This window comes from Pseudomonas protegens (assembly GCF_003732485.1).
GTDB classification, from domain to species: Bacteria; Pseudomonadota; Gammaproteobacteria; order Pseudomonadales; family Pseudomonadaceae; genus Aquipseudomonas; species Aquipseudomonas protegens_B.
In genome coordinates this window covers 77,737-100,200 of record NZ_MOAK01000013.1, presented here as the reverse complement: position 1 = coordinate 100,200, position 22,464 = coordinate 77,737, and the positions used below count along the sequence as shown (strand labels likewise).

The 22,464-nt window shown below is 61.4% G+C and carries 20 protein-coding genes; 4 read left to right on the top strand and 16 right to left on the bottom strand.

Annotated features, from left to right (window positions below; translation table 11 throughout):
• Window positions 1-20 precede the first annotated feature (20 nt).
• The 12 genes from BLX41_RS00980 to BLX41_RS00925 all read right to left on the bottom strand — a co-directional run bounded on the left by BLX41_RS00980 (window position 21) and on the right by BLX41_RS00925 (window position 14,360).
• On the bottom strand, window positions 21-1,955 hold the full coding sequence (locus BLX41_RS00980) for a methyl-accepting chemotaxis protein (RefSeq protein WP_123723400.1): 1,935 nt from the start codon (window positions 1,953-1,955) through the stop codon (window positions 21-23).
• Window positions 1,956-2,094: 139 nt separating this feature from the next.
• Window positions 2,095-3,387, bottom strand: coding sequence for an adenylosuccinate synthase (locus tag BLX41_RS00975; protein ID WP_011058943.1), 1,293 nt, complete (start codon window positions 3,385-3,387; stop codon window positions 2,095-2,097).
• Window positions 3,388-3,441: 54 nt separating this feature from the next.
• Window positions 3,442-4,629 carry an ATP phosphoribosyltransferase regulatory subunit gene (locus BLX41_RS00970; RefSeq protein WP_123723399.1) on the bottom strand — a complete coding sequence of 396 codons (1,188 nt, stop codon included), beginning with the start codon at window positions 4,627-4,629 and terminating at the stop codon, window positions 3,442-3,444.
• 292 nt (window positions 4,630-4,921) lie between these two features.
• On the bottom strand, window positions 4,922-5,791 hold the full coding sequence (hflC, locus tag BLX41_RS00965; protein ID WP_102862912.1) for a protease modulator HflC: 870 nt from the start codon (window positions 5,789-5,791) through the stop codon (window positions 4,922-4,924).
• A complete protein-coding gene (gene hflK / locus BLX41_RS00960; protein ID WP_123723398.1) occupies window positions 5,791-6,969 on the bottom strand; it encodes an FtsH protease activity modulator HflK in 1,179 nt (392 codons plus the stop codon). Before hflK ends, hflC begins: the two co-directional genes overlap by 1 nt.
• A 96-nt stretch (window positions 6,970-7,065) precedes the next feature.
• Complete coding sequence (gene hflX, locus BLX41_RS00955) at window positions 7,066-8,367, bottom strand: ribosome rescue GTPase HflX (RefSeq protein WP_123723397.1); 1,302 nt, start codon at window positions 8,365-8,367, stop codon at window positions 7,066-7,068.
• Between the two features lie 12 nt (window positions 8,368-8,379).
• The gene (hfq, locus tag BLX41_RS00950; RefSeq protein ID WP_007921378.1) at window positions 8,380-8,640 is read right to left on the bottom strand and encodes an RNA chaperone Hfq; all 261 of its coding nucleotides are present in this window, start codon (window positions 8,638-8,640) and stop codon (window positions 8,380-8,382) included.
• Window positions 8,641-8,732: 92 nt separating this feature from the next.
• On the bottom strand, window positions 8,733-9,704 hold the full coding sequence (miaA, locus tag BLX41_RS00945; RefSeq protein WP_123723396.1) for a tRNA (adenosine(37)-N6)-dimethylallyltransferase MiaA: 972 nt from the start codon (window positions 9,702-9,704) through the stop codon (window positions 8,733-8,735).
• Window positions 9,704-11,614, bottom strand: a complete 1,911-nt coding sequence (mutL, locus tag BLX41_RS00940) for a DNA mismatch repair endonuclease MutL (protein WP_123723395.1) — start codon at window positions 11,612-11,614, stop codon at window positions 9,704-9,706. The genes miaA and mutL overlap by 1 nt, the downstream gene beginning before the upstream one ends.
• A complete protein-coding gene (locus BLX41_RS00935; protein ID WP_221179182.1) occupies window positions 11,611-13,038 on the bottom strand; it encodes an N-acetylmuramoyl-L-alanine amidase in 1,428 nt (475 codons plus the stop codon). The genes mutL and BLX41_RS00935 overlap by 4 nt, the downstream gene beginning before the upstream one ends.
• 3 nt (window positions 13,039-13,041) lie before the next feature.
• Window positions 13,042-13,512 (bottom strand): tRNA (adenosine(37)-N6)-threonylcarbamoyltransferase complex ATPase subunit type 1 TsaE, encoded by a 471-nt coding sequence (tsaE, locus tag BLX41_RS00930; protein ID WP_123723393.1) that lies wholly within the window; start codon window positions 13,510-13,512, stop codon window positions 13,042-13,044.
• Window positions 13,500-14,360 (bottom strand): NAD(P)H-hydrate dehydratase, encoded by an 861-nt coding sequence (locus tag BLX41_RS00925; protein WP_123723392.1) that lies wholly within the window; start codon window positions 14,358-14,360, stop codon window positions 13,500-13,502. The genes tsaE and BLX41_RS00925 overlap by 13 nt, the downstream gene beginning before the upstream one ends.
• Before the next feature lie 63 nt (window positions 14,361-14,423).
• Between BLX41_RS00925 and queG the strand changes: the two genes are divergently transcribed.
• A complete protein-coding gene (gene queG, locus BLX41_RS00920; protein WP_123723391.1) occupies window positions 14,424-15,503 on the top strand; it encodes a tRNA epoxyqueuosine(34) reductase QueG in 1,080 nt (359 codons plus the stop codon).
• Here the strand turns inward: queG and BLX41_RS00915 are convergent.
• Together BLX41_RS00915 and orn are read right to left on the bottom strand one after the other, a co-directional pair.
• Window positions 15,485-16,099 (bottom strand): trimeric intracellular cation channel family protein, encoded by a 615-nt coding sequence (locus tag BLX41_RS00915; RefSeq protein WP_177330307.1) that lies wholly within the window; start codon window positions 16,097-16,099, stop codon window positions 15,485-15,487. The genes queG and BLX41_RS00915 overlap by 19 nt on opposite strands.
• A gap of 116 nt (window positions 16,100-16,215) precedes the next feature.
• Window positions 16,216-16,758, bottom strand: a complete 543-nt coding sequence (gene orn / locus BLX41_RS00910; RefSeq protein ID WP_011058931.1) for an oligoribonuclease — start codon at window positions 16,756-16,758, stop codon at window positions 16,216-16,218.
• 109 nt (window positions 16,759-16,867) lie between these two features.
• Here orn and rsgA point away from each other — a divergent pair, with 109 nt between their 5' ends.
• The gene (gene rsgA / locus BLX41_RS00905; protein ID WP_123723390.1) at window positions 16,868-17,899 is read left to right on the top strand and encodes a small ribosomal subunit biogenesis GTPase RsgA; all 1,032 of its coding nucleotides are present in this window, start codon (window positions 16,868-16,870) and stop codon (window positions 17,897-17,899) included.
• A gap of 52 nt (window positions 17,900-17,951) precedes the next feature.
• Here the strand turns inward: rsgA and motB are convergent, their stop codons facing one another.
• Window positions 17,952-19,037 carry a flagellar motor protein MotB gene (gene motB, locus BLX41_RS00900; protein ID WP_123723389.1) on the bottom strand — a complete coding sequence of 362 codons (1,086 nt, stop codon included), beginning with the start codon at window positions 19,035-19,037 and terminating at the stop codon, window positions 17,952-17,954.
• A gap of 3 nt (window positions 19,038-19,040) precedes the next feature.
• The gene (gene motA, locus BLX41_RS00895) at window positions 19,041-19,892 is read right to left on the bottom strand and encodes a flagellar motor stator protein MotA (RefSeq protein ID WP_123723388.1); all 852 of its coding nucleotides are present in this window, start codon (window positions 19,890-19,892) and stop codon (window positions 19,041-19,043) included.
• A 166-nt stretch (window positions 19,893-20,058) separates the two neighbouring features.
• Between motA and BLX41_RS00890 the strand changes: the two genes are divergently transcribed.
• Window positions 20,059-21,597, top strand: coding sequence for an HDOD domain-containing protein (locus BLX41_RS00890; RefSeq protein ID WP_123723387.1), 1,539 nt, complete (start codon window positions 20,059-20,061; stop codon window positions 21,595-21,597).
• Between the two features lie 43 nt (window positions 21,598-21,640).
• Window positions 21,641-22,456, top strand: a complete 816-nt coding sequence (gene rhdA / locus BLX41_RS00885) for a thiosulfate sulfurtransferase (RefSeq protein ID WP_123723386.1) — start codon at window positions 21,641-21,643, stop codon at window positions 22,454-22,456.
• Window positions 22,457-22,464 lie beyond the last annotated feature (8 nt).

The following is a 22,464-nucleotide window of genomic DNA, read 5'->3' as shown; positions in this document are numbered from 1 at the left end:
GCCGGCTTGCCGGCGAAGCATCAGGCGCGGAACTGCCCCAGACTGGCCTTGAGCTGCGCCGCCAGGCTGTCCAGCACCTTGCCGCTGGCGGTAGTCTCCACCACAGCCTGAGCCGCTCGCTCGGCCTGAGCATGAATGGTTTCCACCCGTCCCCGCACCGCTTGCGCCCCCTGAGCTTGATGTGCTGCAGCCTGGGTGGCCAGACCGATGGCCGCATGCACCTGCTCTACCGAGGACTGCACCGATTGCTGTAACCGCGCACTATCGCGCAGCACCAGCAAGCCCTCACTGGCCTGGCGCCCGGCCTGACCAATGGCAGCAACAGCTTCTCGCGCACCTTGCTGCAAAGCACCGATATGCGCCTGGATATCGCCAGTGGAGCTTTGCGTCTTGCTGGCCAGGGCCCGCACCTCATCCGCCACCACGGCAAAACCGCGCCCGGTTTCACCGGCACGCGCCGCCTCGATCGCCGCGTTCAGCGCCAGCAGGTTGGTCTGTTCGGCAATACCATGGATCACCGTCAGCACCACCTCGATCTGCTCACTCTGCTGAGCCAGCCGCTCGATCACCTTGGCTCCGGTGTCCACCTGCCCTGCCAAGGCCTCGATCAGGCTGCCGACCTGCTCCGAGGTACGGGTATTCTCGTCAGTAGCCTGGCGGATCTCCACCACCTGCTGCAGTGCCGCTTGCATCGCCTGGCTTTCCGCCTGAGCCTCATCGGCCATCTGCGACAGCGCCCGCAAACTTTCGGCCACTTCGTCACGCTGCGCCTCGGCCGCAGCATCCGCCCCGGCATTGCGCAGGCTCATGGCCCCGATCTCCACACCGGTACGCTGCGCCACATCACCCGCCTCACGCACTATGGGTTGTAACTTATCCACAAAGCGATTCACCGCCGAGGCCATATCACCGATCTCATCATTGCTGTTGAGGGGCACGCGCTTGGTCAGATCCCCTTCGCCCGCAGCCAGATCGTTGAGAGCCGTGATCAACAGATGCAGCTTGTTCACCACCCGCCGCCCGAGCACCACCGCCAACAACAGCAGCAGGGCCAACCCCACCAGCGCCAGGCCGACACCGATCTGCCAGCGCAAGGTGGCCGCAGCCTCCTGCACCGTGCTTGCGGTATTGGCCTGCATCTGCGCGGCAGTGGCTTGAGCCGACTGCAAGCGCGAGCGCATGGCCGCCGAACTGTCGGCGGAGGCCCCCTTGAGACTGTCGCCAACCAACTGGTCACTGCTAGCGATCAATGCCCCGAAACGCTGATCCAAAGCGGCGATATCTGCCTCTACCGAGGCCGTGGACACCCCCATCAACACCTTGCCGATTTCCACTCCATTAGGATTGATCGACGCCTCAAGGTAGTAAACAGACGGATCGTTCTTGGCGGCATCCAGAACCTTGTCCAAGGCCCGATCGCCCCTGCCCTTTTCCAACAGGGCCTTGTTGATCGGATTCTCACGATTCAGATAACGAGTGAGATGCTCACCCGCCGCATCGTCATAGACCACGAACAGTACGTTGGGATTACGCTGGGCACGCCGTGCGAACTCGGACAGAGTCGGTACATCACTGTCCCACATGGCACGAGGCGCCACAGATGCCAGCAACTGGGCCATGTCATTGGCGGAGTCCTTGAGGTCCTTCTCCAGTGCTGCACGCAACTGGACCTGCTCCTCCTTTAAACGCGAAGACAGCCCCGCCGTCAGACGCTGACGCGTACTGCTGGACAGGCTTTCCAGACTGGAAGTGACTTCCTTGCCCGCTTGCTCGAGCTCGCCAGACAACTTCTGGCTATCGACACCCAAACGCGCAGCCAGATCGGCCTCAAGGGCAGTCACTGTGCTCCGAGTCAGGGCAACAGCGAGCACCACCTGCACCAAAAGGGCGATACCGAGAGTAACGAACACAGGCCGCAGTAAACGGCTTTGTAACAGTGAGAGAACGGCCGACACAGGAAATCCCTCTACTTTTGACGCCATTATTCTGATGGCACTCTAGAAGCGAATTTCACAGCAAGGGCCGTGCCGCACGGCGGACAGAAACGACAAAGGGCCCGATCAAGGGCCCTTTGGTTTTTACATCAACAACTTATCAAGCGAACGGATGACGCAGAACGATGGTTTCGTTGCGGTCCGGACCTGTCGAAATAATGTCGATCGGCGCGCCGACCAGCTCTTCGATGCGCTTGATGTAGGCCTGGGCGGCGGCAGGCAGCTCTTCCAGGGTCTTGGCGCCCAGGGTCGATTCGCTCCAGCCCGGCATCTGCTCATACACCGGCTCGAGGCCGATGTAGCTGTCGGCGTCGGTCGGCGCGTCGATGACTGCACCATCCTGGTTCTTGTAGCCAACACAGATGTTGATGGTTTCCAGCCCGTCCAGCACGTCCAGCTTGGTCAGGCACAGGCCCGAGATACTGTTGACGTCGATGGCGCGACGCAGGATCACGGCATCGAACCAACCGCAGCGACGAGCGCGGCCGGTAGTGGCGCCGAACTCGTGGCCACGCTTGGCCAGGAAAGCACCGATGTCGTCGAACAGCTCAGTCGGGAACGGACCCGAGCCCACGCGAGTGGTGTAGGCCTTGGTGATGCCCAGGATGTAGTCCAGGTACATCGGCCCCACGCCCGAACCGGTGGCGATACCGCCCGCGGTGGTGTTGGAGCTGGTGACGTACGGGTAGGTACCGTGGTCGATGTCCAGCAGCGAACCCTGGGCGCCTTCGAACATGATGTCCTTGCCGGCGCGACGCAGCTGGTGCAGCTCGGCGGTCACGTCGAGCATCATCGGCTTGAGCAGCTCGGCGTATTCCATGCACTCGTCCAGAGTCTTCTGGAAGTCGATGGCCGGCTCTTTGTAGTAATTGACCAGTACGAAGTTGTGGTAGTCCAGCAACTCGCCCAGCTTGGCGGCGAAACGCTCACGGTGGAACAGATCACCGATGCGCAGGCCACGACGTGCAACCTTGTCTTCGTAAGCCGGGCCGATGCCGCGACCGGTGGTACCGATCTTCTGCTCGCCACGGGCCTTCTCGCGGGCCTGATCCAAGGCTACGTGATAGGACAGGATCAGCGGGCAGGAAGGGCTGATACGCAGGCGCTCGCGCACCGGTACGCCTTTTTCTTCCAGCTTGACGATTTCACGCATCAAGGCATCCGGTGCTACCACCACGCCGTTACCGATCAGGCACTGCACGCCTTCGCGCAGCACGCCGGACGGAATCAGGTGCAGGACGGTTTTCTCACCGTCGATCACCAGGGTGTGGCCAGCGTTGTGACCACCTTGGTAGCGCACTACGGCAGCGGCATGTTCGGTCAGCAGATCAACGATCTTGCCTTTGCCCTCATCACCCCATTGGGTGCCCAGGACTACGACATTCTTACCCATAACACTTGTCCTCATTCGCGCAAACTTGGTGCCGGCAGCCGCCGGCAGGAAAACTCAAGAAGCCAGCGGCAATACTTGCCAAAGCCCATTCTGCTGAATCAATTGCCGGTCGCAGTCCGCTTCACGGGCGGCGGCCAAAGGTTGTCCAGGCAGAGCCTGAACGACACGCTGACCCTCACTGCGCAACTGGCAGACGGTCTGCCAGAGTGCCGCGTCAGTGCTGTCAGGCATCCAGATACCGCCAGACGGCAGCTCGACCTCAGCACGCCCCAGGGTCACCAGGGTTTTCAAATCGGTAGAGAAACCGGTCGCTGGACGGGCACGCCCAAAATCGGCGCCGATGTCATCGTAACGGCCGCCCTGAGCGATGGACTGACCCACGCCCGGTACAAACACCGCGAACACCACGCCCGTGTGGTAGTGATAGCCCCGCAGCTCGCCCAGGTCGAAGTACAACGGCAAATCAGGGAAACGCACCGACAAGCGCTCGGCGATCGTCAGCAATTCATCCAGAGCCAGCAACACCGAGGTCGGCGCACCCGCCAGGCGACGACGGGCATCGCCCAGTACCTCGCGACTGCCACACAACTCCACCAGCGAGCGCAGCATGTCCGCCAGGTCGGCAGGCAAGCCCTCGGTCAGGCTGATGACTTCATCGATCGCCTTGCGCTGCAGGGCGTCGAACAACTGTTGCTCTACGGCGCCGGACAGGCCGGCAGCCTGGGCCAGGCCACGGTAGATACCCACGTGCCCCAGATCCATGTGCACATCCGGCACATCGGCCAACTGCAGCATGGCCAGCATCAGACTGATGACCTCAACGTCGCTGCTCGGGCTGGCGTCGCCGTACAACTCGGCGCCCAACTGGATCGGGCTGCGCGAAGACGACAAGGCCCGCGGCTGAGCATGCAGCACGCTGCCGGCATAACACAGGCGGCTCGGCCCTTCCCGGCGCAGGGTATGGGCATCGATTCGCGCCACTTGTGGCGTGATGTCGGCACGGAACCCCATCTGCCGGCCCGACTGCGGGTCGATGACCTTGAAGGTACGCAGGTCCAGGTCCTGGCCAGCGCCTGTCAACAGGGATTCCAGGTATTCGATATGGGGAGTGACGACAAACTCGTAACCCCAACTCTGAAACAGATCCAACACCTGACGACGCGCCACTTCAATGCGCGCCGCTTCCGGCGGCAATACTTCTTCGATGCCATCTGGCAGCAGCCAGCGGTCTACCGTTGCCATTACGCCATTCCCCTATGGTCCGGGCGGCAAGCCTGGGGCCAGCCTTAGAGTGAAGCAGAAAACAGTCGCATCCGACGCGAGCTCAGCCGGACAGGCAGCCAGGAATCAGCTGTACAGACTATTTTCCTCGAAAAATCTTGCCGAGCTCTTGAACGAGCCACGGCCAATCAAAGATGCAGACGCAAAAAAGCCGGGAATTTCCCGGCTGCCGCATCATACACCCGTTTTCCCAAAGGATCACCCCGCGAGGCATTTTAGCCGCCCGGCGGGGTGCCCCAGGATCAGGGCAGGATCAAGGCTTGGACTTTTCCAGATAATGGAAAAAGTCACTGCTTGGGTCCAGAACCATGACGTCGGATTTGTTCGCGAAGCTTTCACGGTAGGCACGCAGGCTACGATAGAACGCGTAGAACTCCTGGTCCTGACCGTAGGCCTTGGCGTAGATCGCCGCCGCCTGAGCATCACCGTCACCGCGCGCCTCTTCAGACTCGCGATAGGCTTCAGCCAGCAGCACGCGACGCTGACGATCAGCGTCAGCACGAATACCTTCGGCCAACTCGTTACCCTTGGCACGGTGCTCGCGAGCCTCACGCTCACGCTCGGTACTCATCCGCTCGAACACGCTGCGGTTCACTTCCTTGGGCAGATCGATGGCCTTGACCCGGACATCGACCACTTCGATACCCAGCTCCTTTTCCGCCATCCTGTTCAGCGAAGCCGTGATATCCGCCATCAGCGCATCACGCTCACCGGAAACCACTTCATGCAGCGTGCGCTTACCAAACTGGTCACGCAGGCCCGACTCCAGACGACGGGAAAGACGCTCGTCGGCAATTTGCTTGAGACCGGAAGTCGCGGTGTAGAAGCGCTCGGCATCCTTCACTCGCCACTTGGCGTAGGCATCCACCATTACCGCTTTCTTTTCCAGGGTCAGGAAGCGCTGTGTCGGTGCATCCAGGGTCATCAGGCGCGCATCAAACTTACGCACCTGGTTCACGTAGGGCACTTTCACATGCAGGCCAGGCTGGACATCAGCCTGAACCACGCGACCGAACTGCAGCAACACCGCGCGCTCGGTCTGAGCGACGATGTAGAAGCTGTTCCAGGCAACCACCGCCACGACAACGCCCACGATCAGGGCGATCAGCGATTTATTGCTCATCAGCGACTCTCCCTAGAACGCGTCTGCTGTTGTTGCTGCATGTGATCAGCAGCGGCGCGCGCATTCGCTTCATTGCTGGTCGCAGACGCCGAGCCCGTTGCCGGAACACCACCGCTACGACCACTGTCGATCATCTTGTCCAGCGGCAGGTAGAGCAGGTTGTTCTGCCCGCCTTTGCTGCCGGTCACCAACACCTTGCTGGTATTGCTGAAGACTTCCTGCATGGTATCCAGGTACAGGCGCTGACGAGTCACTTCAGGAGCCTTGCGGTACTCGGCAACCAGCTTGGTAAAGCGATCAGCCTCACCCTTGGCCCGCGATACCACTTCGTCGCGATAACCATTGGCATCTTCGAGGATGCGCTGAGCCTGACCGCGAGCCTCCGGCACAACACCGTTGGCATAGGTTTCAGCCTGGTTGCGCGAACGCTGTTCGTCTTCACGAGCACGGATCACGTCGTCGAAGGCTTCCTGTACTTCACGCGGTGCGGCTGCGCTCTGTACGTTCACCTGAGTCACGGTGATACCGGTGCGGTAGTTGTCGAGGAAGCGTTGCAGCCGCTCCTTGATCTCACTGGCCATCAATTCACGACCTTCGGTCAGCACCTGGTCCATGGCGGTAGAACCCACCACATGGCGCAGGGCGCTGTCGGTCGCATGCTGCAGGCTGATTTCCGGCTGATCGACGTTCAGCACGAAGTCCTGCAGGTTGCTGATCTTGTACTGCACGGTCAGCGGCACTTCGACGATGTTCTCGTCCTCGGTGAGCATCTGCCCCTGCTTGGTGTAGGCACGCTCACGCGTGACGTTTTCCATGTACTTGCGATCGATCGGCGGGAAGTAGATGTTCAGACCCGGGCCGACGGTTTCGTAGTATTTGCCGAAGCGCAGCACCACGGCTTGCTCCTGCTCATCGACTACATAAACCGCGCTGTACAGCCACACGGCCGCCAGCACGACAAGACCAATACCCAGCAAGCCGAAACCACCGCCCTTGCCGGAGCTACCGCCGTCATCACCACGTTTCTTACCACCACCGAACAACCCATTCAGGCTTTCCTGCAGCTTACGGAAGGCCTCGTCGAGATCTGGTGGCCCCTTGCGATCGCCATTATTGCGGCGCTTACCACCCCAAGGGTCCTGATTATTCGAGTTGCCACCCGGCTCATTCCAAGCCATAGCGCTCTCCATCTGATAAAGCAAAGACGCACCCACGGCGCGCCGACCAATGCTACAGAATGCCTGCTACAGCGGCACAACCGCATGCCCAGGCTTTTATTGCAAAGTGTGTTGCTCGATGAATTCCGACGGCTGCATGCCTTCGCGACTGACCAGCCGGTTCAATTCGGCCCGCGGCAGGCGAACGGCCAGCAAACTGACCCCTTCGTCGTCGTGATCTTCTTTCTGCACAGCGTTCAACTGGAAAAACTGTGCTCGCAGTCGAGCAAAACGCTGAGGCAAGCGCAAGGTGCCCACGAACAAATCTTCACCCAGCAGTTCCGCGATGGCCTGCTTGAGTAGATCCAGTCCCTGGCCATCACGGGCCGATAACCAGACCCGCTGCGGCTTGCCATCGGGATCGCGCTGAATCTGTGGCTCCACACCCTCGAGCAAATCGAGTTTGTTATAGACCTCCAGGATCGGCAAGTCTTGAGCCCCGATCTCCCCCAGCACGACCATCACCTGCTCGATCTGGGCCATGCGTTCGGGCTCATGAGCATCGATCACATGAAGCAGCAGATCAGAGTTGCTGGACTCCTCGAGGGTAGCCCGAAACGCCTCCACCAGCTTGTGCGGCAGGTGGCGAATGAAGCCCACGGTATCAGCCAGCACAATCGGCCCCAGATCATCCAGCTCCAAGCGGCGCAAGGTCGGATCGAGGGTAGCGAACAACTGGTCAGCGGCGAAGACATCGGATTGGGTAACGGCGTTGAACAACGTGGACTTGCCGGCGTTGGTATAGCCCACCAGAGACACTGAAGGGATATCCGCTCGCTTGCGGCCACGGCGGGCCTGCTCACGCTGGCTGCGAACTTTTTCCAGGCGCGCCTTGATCTGCCGCAGACGCACTCGCAGCAGGCGCCGGTCGGTTTCCAACTGAGTTTCACCTGGGCCACGCAGACCGATACCGCCTTTCTGCCGTTCAAGGTGAGTCCAGCCACGAACCAATCGCGTGCTCATGTGCTCAAGCTGTGCCAGTTCAACCTGGAGCTTGCCCTCATGAGTGCGCGCGCGCTGAGCGAAGATATCGAGAATCAGACCCGTGCGATCAATTACGCGACACTCGAATACACGTTCGAGGTTACGCTCCTGACTGGGCGTGAGGATGTGATTGAAAATCACCAGGTCTACCTGTTCGGCTTTGACCAGATCGCGCAATTCCTCGACCTTGCCGCTGCCAACCAGGTATTTGGCGGTTGGCCGATGACGCGGCACGCTAACAAACGCGACGGTCTCGGCGCCGGCCGATAATGCCAGCTCCTGAAACTCCTGCGGATCTTCGCGCGCCTCAGGGTCCTGACCATCCAAGTGAACGAGAATGGCCCGTTCACCACCACCGTGGCGCTCAAAGAACAAAGGAGACTCCTATCAGGCGTTACCTGGCTCAGCGTCACCCTGTTCGGATTCGGATGCGCTAGGCAGACGAATTGGGCGAACCGGAACCACTGTCGAGATAGCGTGCTTGTAAACCATTTGGCTGACGGTGTTTTTCAGCAGGATAACGAACTGGTCGAAGGACTCGATCGTGCCTTGCAGTTTGATCCCGTTAACCAGATAGATGGAAACCCCAACTTTCTCTTTACGCAATGTATTCAAGTAAGGGTCTTGTAGCGAATGCCCTTTTGACATGTGCCGCACTCCTTTAAGGATCAATAATAAAAATCGGAAAACAGATAGCTATAACCGTCACACCCCCAAGGATAGACGGCAATTGCAAGGACTCAGCTCAATATGGAGATCGTCCCTAAGTATTTCAAGGCGCGTGGCAGATTGTCGCAATCCAGACTGTCCAACCATTGCAGGTCAGCCCAACTGCGTAGCCAGGTGAACTGCCGTTTCGCCAATTGGCGCGTGGCAATGATGCCCCGCTCCTGCATTTCGGCTGACGTCAGCTTGCCATCCAGATGATCCCAGACTTGGCGATAACCCACTGCACGTATAGACGGCAACCCGGCATGCAGGTCACTTCTTGAACGCAGAGCTACGACCTCGTCAATGAATCCCTGTTCCAACATTTGTGTGAATCTTTGTGCAATACGCTGGTGCAGTACCTGACGATTCGCCGGAGCGATGGCCAGATTGGCGACAGTATAGGGCAATTGACCGCGTCCCGATGCGCCTGCTTCAGCACTTTGCGCCAATTGACGCTGACGATGAGCGGTCATTGTCAGGCCGCTGACCCGATAGACTTCCAGCGCTCTCGTCAGGCGTTGAGGATCATTGGGATGAATCCTCGCCGCGGACTCGGGGTCCACAGCCGCCAACTGATCATGCAGCGCCTGCCAACCAACGCGTTGCGCCTCGTCTTCGAGTTCGGCACGAACCTGCGGGTCTGCTGGCGGCATATCCGCCAGGCCTTCAAGCAGCGCCTTGTAATACAGCATGGTGCCGCCCACCAGCAGCGGAATCTTGCCTCGGGCGGTGATATCGGCCATGGCCGCCAGGGCATCGGTACGAAAATCTGCCGCCGAGTAGCTTTCGGCGGGGTCGAGAATATCGATCAGGCGATGGGGAAACTGCGCCAGCAACTCCCTGGAGGGCTTGGCGGTACCGATATCCATGCCGCGATACACCAGCGCCGAGTCGACACTGATCAGCTCGCAAGGCAGCACCTTGGTCAACTCGATGGCCAGGTCGGTCTTGCCCGCAGCGGTCGGGCCCATCAGGAAAATCGCTGGAGGAAGCTGAGTCATCAACGGCCGCGCAAAAAGAGTTTGTCCAGATCGTCCAGGCCCATTTGGGTCCAGGTCGGTCGACCGTGGTTGCACTGGCCACTGCGCTCGGTGTTTTCCATATCCCGCAGCAGGCCGTTCATTTCCGCCAGGGCCAAGCGCCGGTTGGCGCGAATGGCGCCGTGGCAGGCCATGGTGCCGAGCAGTTCATTGAGATGAGCCTGAATTCGGTCGCTGGTGCCGTATTCCATCAAATCAGCGAGCACGTCGTGCACCAGGCGATTGGCCTCGGCCTGCTTCAACAGCGCCGGAATCTGCCGGATCGCCAGGGACTCGGGCCCCAGGCGCTGCAACTCGAAGCCCAGACGCTGGAACCAGGCGACATGCTCTTCCGCGCAATCGGCTTCACGCTGGCTGACAGCAATCGATTCCGGCACCAATAACGGCTGGCCACTCAAGCCTTCGCTGGCCATGGCCACCTTCAGGCGCTCGTACATGATTCGCTCATGAGCGGCGTGCATATCCACCAGCACCAGGCCCAGAGCGTTTTCCGCGAGGATATAGATACCCTTGAGCTGTGCCAGGGCATAGCCCAGCGGCGGAATATCCTCCTGGCCCTCCGGCAGAGCTGTGGCCGCGGCCCCAGGCAAAGGTGCAAAGAACTCGCGATAGACTCCCTGGGACTCCGCCGCCGGCAGCACCGGCTGGGGCCGTGGCGTGTACTGATACTGATAGCCACTGCCAACACCGGAACCCGGTGCATTGAAGCTCGGCTGGGACTGCGGCTGCTCCAGGGCCAGGTTCGCAGCCAGGCGCATTTCACCCTGAGGTCCGAACTCACCGGCTTCGATACCGCTGGGCCGCACAATACCTGCGACCGCCGCCGGCGCTGCCAACTGGTCCTCGGGGCGCACATCGCCCAAGGCCCTGTGCAAGGTGCCATAAAGGAAGTCATGGACCATGCGCCCGTCACGGAAGCGCACTTCATGCTTGGTCGGGTGCACGTTGACGTCGACCACCGAGGGGTCGACTTCAAAGAACAGCACAAAAGTCGGATGCCGGCCGTTGAACAGTACATCGCGATAGGCCTGACGCACCGCGTGGGCCACCAGTTTGTCCCGTACCGCACGACCGTTGACGTAGAAATACTGCAAGTCCGCCTGACTGCGGGAGAAGGTCGGCAAGCCCACCCAGCCCCACAGATGCAGGCCGTTGCGCTCGACTTCAATCGGCAGCGCCTGCTCCAAAAAGCCCGAGCCACAGACCGCCGCCACGCGACGGGCGCGAGCCGCGTCGTCCTTGGCTTCATGCAGACTGAGGATACTCTTGCCGTTGTGGCGCAAGTGGAAAGCCACATCGAAACGCGCCAGAGCCAAACGCTTGATCACTTCCTGCAGGTGATCGAACTCGGTTTTCTCCGCCTTGAGAAACTTGCGTCGGGCCGGAGTATTGAAGAACAGGTCACGCACTTCCACCGAGGTGCCTACCGGGTGGGCCGCAGGCTGCACTCGCGGCGCCATGTCTCGGCCTTCGGTTTCTACCTGCCAGGCCTGATCGGCATCACGGGTGCGGGAAGTCAGGGTCAGGCGCGCCACGGAACTGATGGAGGCCAGGGCTTCCCCGCGAAACCCCAGGCTCATCACCCGCTCAAGGTCTTCCAGATCGCGAATCTTGCTGGTGGCGTGCCGCGCCAGCGCCAGGGGCAGATCGTCGGAGGAAATGCCACTGCCATCATCACGGACCCGCAGCAGCTTGACCCCAGCCTGCTCGACATCCACATCAATGCGCTTGGCGCCGGAGTCCAGGCTGTTTTCCAACAGTTCCTTGATCACCGAAGCCGGGCGCTCAACCACCTCGCCCGCGGCGATCTGGTTGGCCAGGCGCGGGCTGAGCAGCTCGATGCGCGCGCCGCTGATTACCGAGTCACTCATTCCTTGGCCGCCAATTCAGTACCGGGGATGGTCAGGACCTGTCCCACTTTCAATTCATCGCTCTTCAGATTGTTGGCGCTGCGCAGGGCCGCCGCCGACACCTGATAGCGCACCGCGATCATCGCCAGGGTCTCCCCCGGGTTGACCCGGTGATCACGAGGGCCCTGGGCAATCTTCCCGGAATCCCGCAGCCAGGCGATATAGGTGCCCGGTGGCGGGTTCTGCTGGAAGAACTGCCGCACGCCGCTGCTGATGGAGCGGGCCAAGGCCTGCTGGTGGCTGGCAGTGGCCAGCTTCGAGGCTTCATTGGAGTTGGAGATAAAGCCGGTTTCCACCAGGATCGATGGAATGTCCGGGGACTTGAGTACCATGAACCCGGCCTGCTCCACACGCTGTTTGTGCAGCGGTGTGACCCGGCCGATGTTGTTCAGGACTTTCTGCCCGACATTCAGGCTGGAGGTCAGGGATGCGGTCATCGACAGATCCAGCAGCACCCCGGCCAGCATCCGGTCCTTGTCATCCAGGCTGACGTTGCCGGCACCACCGATCAGGTCGGAGCGGTTTTCACTGTCCGCCAGCCAGCGGGCAGTTTCCGATGTGGCGCCGCGCTCGGACAAGGCGAATACCGAGGCGCCAAAGGCTGCGGTCGAAGGTGCGGCATCGGCGTGGATCGAAACGAACAGATCGGCGCCCTTCTTCCGAGCGATCTCGGTACGACCGCGCAACGGAATGAAGTAGTCGCCAGTGCGGGTCAGCTCGGCGCGGAACCCCTTGAGACCATTGACCTGACGCTGCAGCTCACGGGCAATGGCCAGCACCACGTCTTTCTCATGCTGACCACGGGAGCCGGAAGCACCCGGGTCTTCACCGCCGTGACCGGCGTCGATCACCACGATGATGTCGCGCTTGCCCGCCGGGGCCGGAGGCAGCTTGATCGCCGGCTCCGCAGGCGTGACTGGCACAGCGGGAACGGTAGCCACAGTAGGGGGCGGTGCAGCAGGCGGCGCGGCATCAGCCGGGTTGTCGAACAGGTCGACTACCAGGCGATTGCCGTACTGGGCGTTGGGCGCCAGGGTAAAACTCTTGGGGGTGACGGCCTTTTTCAGGTCGATGACCACCCGCAGGTCACTGGGGGTACGCTGCGCCGAGCGCATGGCGGTGATCGGCGTATTGGCCGTGGCGACATTCAGCGGGCCGCCAAGGGTCGCGCCATTGATATCGATCACCAGGCGATCCGGGGCCGTCAGGGTAAAGACGCTGTGCTGAACCGGGCCGGACAGGTCGAATACCAGTCGCGTGTTATCCGGTGCCCGCCACAGGCGGACGCTGCGAACCTGTGTAGCGGCCACAGCATCGACGGCCAATGCCGTAAGCAACAGTCCTACGACAGCAACCAACGCGCGAATGCGCATACCTAACCCCATCAATTATTTGAATTCCAACGCCAAAGCGGCACACCAAGACTCGCCTCGCGAGCCTTGAGACAACAGATGCACAGAACGCCCATTGTTATGCGGGGTAATGGTAATGGTCAGGTCGGGCTTTGGCAAAAAGCCTGCACCACGCTGGGGCCACTCCAACAGACACAATGCATCGCCTTCGAAGTAGTCACGAATCCCCAGGAACTCCAGCTCTTCCGGGTCCACAAGACGGTACAGATCGAAGTGAAAAGCCCGCACCGAGCCAATCTCGTAGGGCTCCACCAGGGTAAAGGTCGGGCTTTTCACCGCCCCTGCATGCCCCAGCCCGCGAATAATCCCCCGGGACAAGGTGGTTTTGCCCGCCCCCAGATCGCCCTCAAGAAAAATCACCCCCACGCCCTGGGTGACTTGAGCAATGCGTGCACCAAATTCCACCATGGCCTGCTCGTCGGCCAGGTAAAGGGTTAACTCAGACACGGTGATTGCTCCTCCAACAACTGACGAATGGCTGGAATCAGATCACTGGCCGCCAGCCCTCGGCCCAATTTGCCTTGCTGTTCGCCGGCGCGGGCGTGTACCCAGACCGCCAGGCAAGCCGCATCGAATGTCGAAAGCCCCTGCGCCATCAACGCACCGATCAACCCTGCCAGCACATCGCCCAACCCTGCCGTGGCCATCGCCGGATGCCCACCCTCACAACGGGCTACTTGCCCGTCGGTACTGGCGATCAGGCTGCCGGCGCCCTTGAGCACGGCAACCGCCGAGTATTTTGCGCTCAAGGCTCGGGCCGCCGCCGGACGATCACCCTGGACCTCGGCGATAGAAATCCCCAGCAGACGGGCCGCCTCCCCAGGGTGAGGGGTGATCACACTGGCCGTCGGCAGTTGTAGACCGCCCAGAGCCAGGAGGTTCAAGGCATCGGCGTCCCATACCTGAGGCAAAGATGCGTTGGCCGCTGCCGACAACAGGCTGCGCCCCCAGGCGCCCTGCCCCAGCCCGGGACCGACGACCAATACCGTGGCCCGCGCCAACAGCCCCATCAGTTGGTTGGCCGAATGGGTGCCCTGGGCCATGACTTCCGGCAGCCGCGCGGCAGCCGCCGCTACGTGTTCACTGCGAGTCGCCAGAGACACCAGTCCCGCACCACTGCGCAAGGCACTTTCCGCGCTCAGTAACGCGGCGCCGGCAAAACCGCGATCGCCACCGATCAGCAACAAATGACCGAACTGGCCCTTATGTGCGTCCAGAGGACGAGCCAGCAGTCGCGGCAAATGGGCACCAGTCAGCAACTGAACGTCGGGTAAAGGGTGTTTTGTCTGCGGCATGCGTCTTCGGGCTCCGATGTCTGGCAGAATTATACGCACCTCAGCTCCGGTTTCTCTCGCCTCATGCCCGCTATTACCCAGGATCTCCCCGCTCTCGCCCAATCGATCAAGGACTGGGGCCGCGAACTGGGCTTTCAACAAGTCGGCATCAGCGGCCTGGACCTGGCCGAGCATGAGCAGCACCTGGAGCGCTGGCTCGCCGCCGGCTACCACGGCGAAATGGAATACATGGGCGCCCACGGCAGCAAACGCTCCCATCCCGATCAGTTGGTGCCCGGCACGCTGCGGGTGGTATCGCTACGCATGGACTACCTGCCCGGCGACACCCAGATGGCCCAACGCCTGGCCCAGCCGTCCAAGGCGTATGTCTCGCGTTATGCCCTGGGCCGCGACTATCACAAGTTGATCCGCAAGCGCGTGCAGCAGTTGGCCGAACGCATCCAGCAAGCCATCGGCCCCTTTGGCTATCGCGCGTTCGTCGACAGCGCACCGGTGCTTGAAAAAGCCATCGCCGAGCAGGCCGGGCTCGGCTGGATTGGCAAGAATACCCTGGTACTCAACCGCAAGGCCGGCAGTTACTTCTTCCTCAGCGAACTGTTTGTCGACCTGCCTCTGCCAGTGGACAACGCCCACACCACCGAGCATTGCGGGCGCTGCACCGCTTGCCTGGACATCTGTCCGACCAACGCTTTCGTCGGTCCCTATGTACTGGATGCACGACGCTGTATTTCCTACCTGACCATCGAACTGAAAAGCGCCATTCCCGAAGACCTGCGCCCACTGATCGGCAATCGGGTATTCGGCTGCGATGACTGCCAGATCGTCTGCCCCTGGAACCGCTTCGCCCGCCCCTCGGGAGAAGGCGACTTCAAACCCCGTCACAACCTGGACAATGCCGAACTGGCAGAACTGTTCATGTGGGACGAGGACAAGTTCCTCAGCAGCACCGAAGGTTCGCCCCTGCGCCGCGCCGGTTATGAGCGCTGGCTACGCAACCTGGCGGTAGGCCTGGGCAATGCCCCTTCCAGCATTCCGGTACTTGAAGCCCTGAAGGCGCGCCAGGACTACCCCTCGGAACTGGTACGCGAGCACGTGCAATGGGCGCTGACCCAGCACGCCAAGCGTCAATGTTCGTCGTTGTAGACGAACTTGGGCATCTCCCAATGAAAGCGGATGGCCAGCAGCCGTAACAGGAAGCCGCCGAACAGGGTGACCAGAATCGACTGCTCGCTGGGCAACTGCAGATAGATGCACAGCATGTAGCACCAGGCCGCAGCGAAGGACACGCTGGCGTACAGTTCTCGGCGGAAGATCAGGGGAATGTCGTTGCAAAATATATCCCGGAGGATGCCGCCAAAGACCCCGGTGATCACCCCGCTCACCGCAGCCACCAGCATGCCGTGGCCCATTTCCAGGGCGGTCATGCAGCCGATCAGGGTAAAGGCCACCAGGCCCACGGCGTCGAGCACCAGAAACAGTGAACGAAGATGGCGCATCAGCGGTGCGATAAAGATCGTCACCAGGGCCGCCACCGAGGTCAGTACCAGGTATTCCGGGTGCTTGACCCACGTCAGCGGGTAGTGGCCCAGCAGCACATCACGCACCGAGCCGCCGCCAAGTGCGGTGACACAGGCGATCAGCACCACGCCGAACCAGTCCATGCCGCGACGGCCGGCAGACAAGGCGCCGGTCATGGCTTCGGCGGTAATGGCGATCAGATAAAGCATCAACAGCATGATGGCGGTCCTTACAGGAAGGCGCGCAGTCTACTCAGTTGAGGCGAGCACCAAAAGAGGGCGGGCACGGGCGCCGCTTGCAGCGCGCGCCCGTTCGCCGGCAAGCCGGCTCCTGCAGGTTAGAATTTGATGAAGTGCTTGCGGTAGTGCTGCAGCTCGGCGATGGATTCACGGATGTCGTCCAGAGCCAGGTGAGTGCTGCCTTTCTTGAAGCTGTCGCGCACGTCCGGGGCCCAGCGGGCGGCCAGTTCCTTGAGGGTCGAGACGTCCAGGTTGCGGTAGTGGAAGTAACTTTCCAGGGCCTTCATGTGGCGATAGAGGAAGCGTCGGTCCTGGCAGATGCTGTTGCCACAGATGGGCGACTTGCCCTTGGGTACCCACTGCTCCAGGAAGGCAATGGTCTGGGCTTCGGCTTCGGCCATGCTGATGCGGCTTTCGCGAACCCGCTGGGTCAGGCCGGAACCGCCGTGCTGGCGAGTGTTCCACTCGTCCATGCCGGCAAGGATCTCGTCGCTCTGATGGATAGCGATAACCGGTCCTTCAGCCAAGGTGTTCAGATTGCTGTCAGTGACAATGGTCGCCATCTCGATGATGACGTCGGTGTCGGGGTTCAGACCGGTCATTTCCAGATCGATCCAAATCAGGTTCTGCGGGTTTTGCATGGGGGGGGCTCCTCGGCGTAGTTGCGCAGTTTAGCCTAGAGGGCCTGCCCGGCGTGCTAAACTCGCCGCCGTTTTACCTATCCGCCGTAATTATCGACACGGAACACCAATGGCCAAACGCCAGCTCAATCGCCGCCAAAACTGGCGCATCGAAAAGATTCAGGGTGAGCGCGCTGCCCGCGCCGCCAAACGCGAATCCTCTGCCGTAGAGGCGCTGGAGGGTGGCGACCTGGGTCCGGAACAGACCGGCCTGGTCATTGCTCACTTCGGCGTACAGGTCGAGGTCGAAGCCCGGGAAGGCGAGCTGGCCGGCCAAGTGTTCCGCTGCTACCTGCGAGCCAACCTGCCGGCCCTGGTGACCGGTGATCAGGTGGTCTGGCGCGCCGGCAATCAGGGCATCGGGGTGATCGTCGCGCAATTGCCGCGCAGCACCGAGTTGTGCCGACCGGACAGCCGTGGCCAGCTCAAGCCGGTGGCCGCCAACGTCGACATGATCGTGATCGTGTTTGCGCCCATGCCCGAACCCCATGCCAATCTTATCGACCGCTACCTGGTTGCCGCCGAGCACGCCGGGATCCGGCCGCTGCTGCTGCTGAACAAGGCCGACCTGATCGACGAGCAGAATGCCCCGGCGCTCAACGCCTTGCTGGCGGTCTATCGCCAGCTGGGCTATCCGCTGCTGGAGGTCTCGGCCCACCACGGCGACGGCATGGAGCAACTGCAAGGTTTGCTGGACGGGCGCATCAGCGTATTCGTGGGGCAATCGGGGGTGGGCAAGTCATCCTTGGTGAACAGCCTGCTGCCGGAAGTCGAAACCCGGGTCGGCCCGCTGTCGGAATACTCCGGACAGGGCACCCATACCACGACGACCGCGCGTCTGTTCCACTTCCCGGGCGGCGGTGAACTGATCGACTCCCCCGGCATCCGTGAATTCGGCCTGGGGCATGTCAGCCGCGCCGATGTCGAAGCCGGCTTCATCGAGTTCAACGACTTGCTGGGAACCTGCCGTTTCCGCGACTGCAAGCATGATCGCGAGCCGGGCTGTGCACTGCTCAAGGCTTTGGAAGACGGGCGCATCCAGCAGCAACGGATGAACAGCTACCGCTCGATCCTCGCCAGCCTGCCAGACAGCAGCTACTGATCGCTCTGTCGCAGATACAACAAGGCCGCGATCTTCGCGGCCTTATTGTTTGTCACTTGGCAGTTCCCGGTGCGGCCGCTGGGGCCGCAGGCTGGGACGCCGGCGCCTGGCCGGCCGATCCCTGCTCATCCATCTTCAATACGCCATCCTCGAAGATGTTCATGCGCTGGCGCACTTCATGGGCCGGCAATGGCTCGCTGCCCGGCGGCAAGGCATTCGGATCCGCCGCCGCATCCGGCACTTCACCTGGCGCCCCACTTCCCTGATTGGGCACCGGGGCGTTTGGATCCGTCTGTTCGCCTTCAATGGCGCGCTGGGCCTTCTTGGTCAGTACCACAATGTCGATCCGCCGGTTGACCGGATTGACCGGATTCTTGCGATCGAACAGCGCCGAGGAGGCAAAGCCCACTACCCGCGCCACTTGCGGATCGGGATAACCGCCAGCCACCAGAGCCCGCCGCGCAGCGTTGGCACGGTTGGCGGACAGTTCCCAGTTGCCGAACTCACCGCTGCCGGCATATGGCGTGGCATCGGTATGGCCGCTGATGCTGATCTTGTTCGGCACCGCCTTGATGGTGTCGGCCATGGCCAGCAGGATGTCTTCGAAATACGGCTTCAGACGTGCGCTACCAGAGTCGAACATCGGCCGGTTCTCGGCATCCATGATCTGGATCCGCAAGCCGTCCGGGGTGATTTCGAAAAGGATCTGGTCCTTGAACTTCTGCAGTTGGGGATTCTCTTCAACCTTGTTCTGCAACTCTTGCAACAGCAGTTCGAGACGCTCGCGCTCCACCTGCTCGGCCATGCCCTCCACCTGATCGGCATCCACCGTGACCTTGTCCGGCTGCGGCTGGGACTTGACCTCGGGGTTGAGGGTGTTTTCCGGCGCCAGCTCTGGGGAGCCCCCCAGATCGATGATGTAGGGCGTGCCGCTTTCCGAGAAGCCGATCGGGTCCTTGAAGTAACCGGCGATGGCGATCTTCTGTTCCGGGGTCGCGGTGGACAAGAGCCACAGCACCAGGAAGAACGCCATCATCGCCGTGGCGAAGTCGGCGAAGGCGATTTTCCAGGCGCCCCCGTGATGTCCGCCAGCGAAGCGCTTGACGCGCTTGATGATAATCGGCTGATTATTTTCCATGACTTAGCGACCGCGAACCGCTTGTTCCAGCTCGGCGAAGCTAGGACGGTGCGCCGGGTACAGAACCTTGCGCCCGAACTCCACCGCCAGGGACGGCGGCATGCCGGAAGCCGAAGCGACCAGGGACGCCTTGATGGCTTCGTAGACGTTCAGCTCTTCCTTGGCATCGTGGGCCAGGGAATGGGCCAGCGGGCCGAAGAAACCATAGGCCGCGAGAATACCGAAGAAGGTACCTACCAGCGCCGCACCTACGTGCAGGCCGATGGACTTCTGGTCACCGTCGCCCAGGGACGCCATGGTCACCACGATCCCCAGTACCGCCGCAACGATACCGAAGCCCGGCATGCCGTCGGCAATCCCGTTGACCGCATGAGAAGGATGCTCAAGGTCTTCCTTGAGGCTGAACAATTCCATGTCGAACAGGCCTTCCAGCTCGTGGGGAGCCATGTTGCCGGAGGACATGATGCGCAGGTAGTCACAGACAAAAGCGGTCATGCGCTCGTCTTTGAGCACTGCCGGATACTTGGCGAAAATCGGGCTGGCGGCAGCGTCCTCGATGTCACCTTCGATGGCCATCATGCCTTCGCGACGACTCTTGTTGAGGATCTCGTAGATCAGGCCCAGTACTTCCAGATAGAAGGTGTGGGTGAAGCGCGAGCTGAACATCCCCAGGGACTTCTTTAAGACGTGCATCGTCATGTAGCCCGGGTTGGCCTGGAGGAATGCGCCAAAGGCAGCACCGCCGATGATCAGAACCTCGAAGGGCTGGATCAGTGCCGCGATTTTGCCGTGTGAAAGCACGTATCCGCCGAGCACGCTCGCGAATACGACGATGATGCCGATAATTTTAGCCATAGGTAGGAGAGTACTTATTGAGTCGGGTTCAAGGTCATATTCGGAAGTTCTTAAAACTCTTCTTCTACTTATCGGCAAAACTGCGCCAGACTATAGCCAGTTAAGGCGAAAAGCCAGTTTGGCCCGCTCTGGGCGTGTTCACAGCAGACGATGATTGCGCCCGACCATGTCTAATGAAACCAACGTCCCACATTCCCCGCCCGCCTCTCTCGACGCCTGGGTAAAGCTCCTCAATGGCGTGCGCTTGCCCGTGCCGCAAGCCAGTCATGATCGAGTGTGCAAAGCCATCGCCAACAATCGCAGCTCGCTGCGCGACATTGCCGAACTGATGCAAAACAGCCCGGCGCTGGCCTTGAGCGTAATCCGCGAAGCCAATCGACACTCCCACGGCAGCATGAGCGAACCGGCAGAAAACCTGGAGGTCGCGGTCAACCGCCTGGGACTCAAGCGCACCGAAGAACTGCTCGAACAACTGCCCACCCTGCCAGAAGAACAGATCCCCCAGGCACTGCGTCAATTGCAACTGATCAGCCAGCATGCCACCCAGCAAGCCAATGGTTTTTTCGCCGGGCGCCTGGCGCGACTATGGCAGGACATTCACTGGGGCAGCCTGCTGTTTCTCTCGCCACTATGGGCCATGGCCCTGGTCTACCCCAAGCTCGTGGAAGAATGGGAACTGCGAGTCATCTATAAGCACGAGTCGGCTCACAAGGTTGAGATGCAACTGTTCGGTGTTCGGCTGATGGAGTTGTGCCAGGCCCTGGTCCATGCCTGGCATCTGCCGATCTGGGTGCAGCAGGGTTATCGCCTGCTGACCCAGGAGCAGCATCAATTGGCCAAGGTCATGCTGATCGCCCGCGACAGCGAACATCCGCTGCGCCAGCAACAACGCCTGGATGCCGATCCGGACCTGCAGCGCTGGCTGAACCAGCCGGCCAACTGCGTCCTGCTGGCCAATGGCCTGGCCCTGACGGCGCAGCACTCCTGGAACAACGCTCACGGCCGACGCTGGCAAAACCTCACCGGCCTGTATCTACAAATGCCGGTCGCACAGGTCCAGCAACAGCTACACCAACAGGCAGCAACCAGCGCTCGCAATGACAGCCAACCCGATCTCTGGCACCCGGCCCAGGCCCTGATCTGGCCCTGGGATGTGCGGCGCCTGCACAACGGCGAACAGCCGGCCCCGGCTCCGACAGCCGAGGAGTTGGCCAAATGGCGCAAGCTCTGCGGCGAACTTCTACTGGAGCACAGCCCCTTTACCAATGCCGTACACCTCACCGGCTTTGCCCGAGACGCCCTGGTGGCCTGTGGCATGCATCGAGTGCTGCTGCTGATGGTGGACCGCAGCCTGAGCCACCTGCGGGTACAGCAACTGTATGGTCTGCCCAAGGAAACAGCAGGGCTGACGCTGCAGGCCAAACAGAGCACTGTCCTGCAACGCTTGCTGGAAAAGTCTGCCCAGGTGCGTCTGACGCCGGCCAACAATGGGCAGTTCTCCGCCCACCTGCCAACATCCTTGCGCCAGTTGTTCCGGGGCGAGCACCTGCTGATGCGTTCCCTGTCGTGTAACGGCCGGGTACTGATGCTGGCCATGGCCGATCAGGGCGGTGTTCCGTTCTCGGAAATCAGCGTCCAGGCGTTCGGCAAGACCGCTCAATGCATCGAAAAAGCCTTGCATAGCTTTACCAACCGCAGCCAATGACGCTTGCGCTACAATCCTTCCCTTTGCGCCCTGGGGACCTGACATGTCTGACTTCTCTGGTTTGCCGCTGGTCATCGAACCGAGCGACTTGCTCGCCCGCCTCGACGCCCGCGAACTGATCCTGGTCGACCTGACCAGCGCTGCCCGCTATGCAACCGGGCATATTCCCCGGGCGCGCTTCGTCGACCCCAAGCGCACCCAGCTCGGCCAGCCCCCCGCTCCCGGACTGCTACCGCCACAGAACGCCCTTGAAGCGCTCTTCGGCGAGCTCGGGCACAACCCGGACGCGGTCTACGTGGTCTATGACGACGAAGGCGGTGGCTGGGCCGGCCGCTTCATCTGGTTGCTGGACGTGATCGGCCACACTCGCTACCACTACCTGGACGGCGGTCTGCCGGCCTGGCTGGCACAAAGCCTGCCAGTGACCACCGAAGTCCCGGCCTCGGCTGGCGGCCCAGTGCCCCTGACCCTGCATGACGAACCCACCGCCACCCGCGAATACCTGCAAAGCCGCCTCGGTGCAGCCGACCTTGCAATCTGGGACGCCCGCGGCCCGCTGGAATACTCCGGGGAGAAAGTCCTGGCTGCCAAGGGCGGACACATTCCCGGCGCGGTGAACTTCGAGTGGACCGCCGGCATGGACCAGGCGCGCCACCTGCGCATTCGCCGCGACATGCCGCAGATCCTCGCGGACCTGGGCATCAGCAAAGACAAAGAAGTGATCACCCACTGCCAGACCCACCACCGCTCGGGCTTCACCTATCTGGTGGCCAAGGCGCTGGGCTATCCTCGGGTCAAGGGCTACGCCGGCTCCTGGGGCGAATGGGGCAATCATCCCGATACGCCCGTAGAGATTTAAGGTTTTTA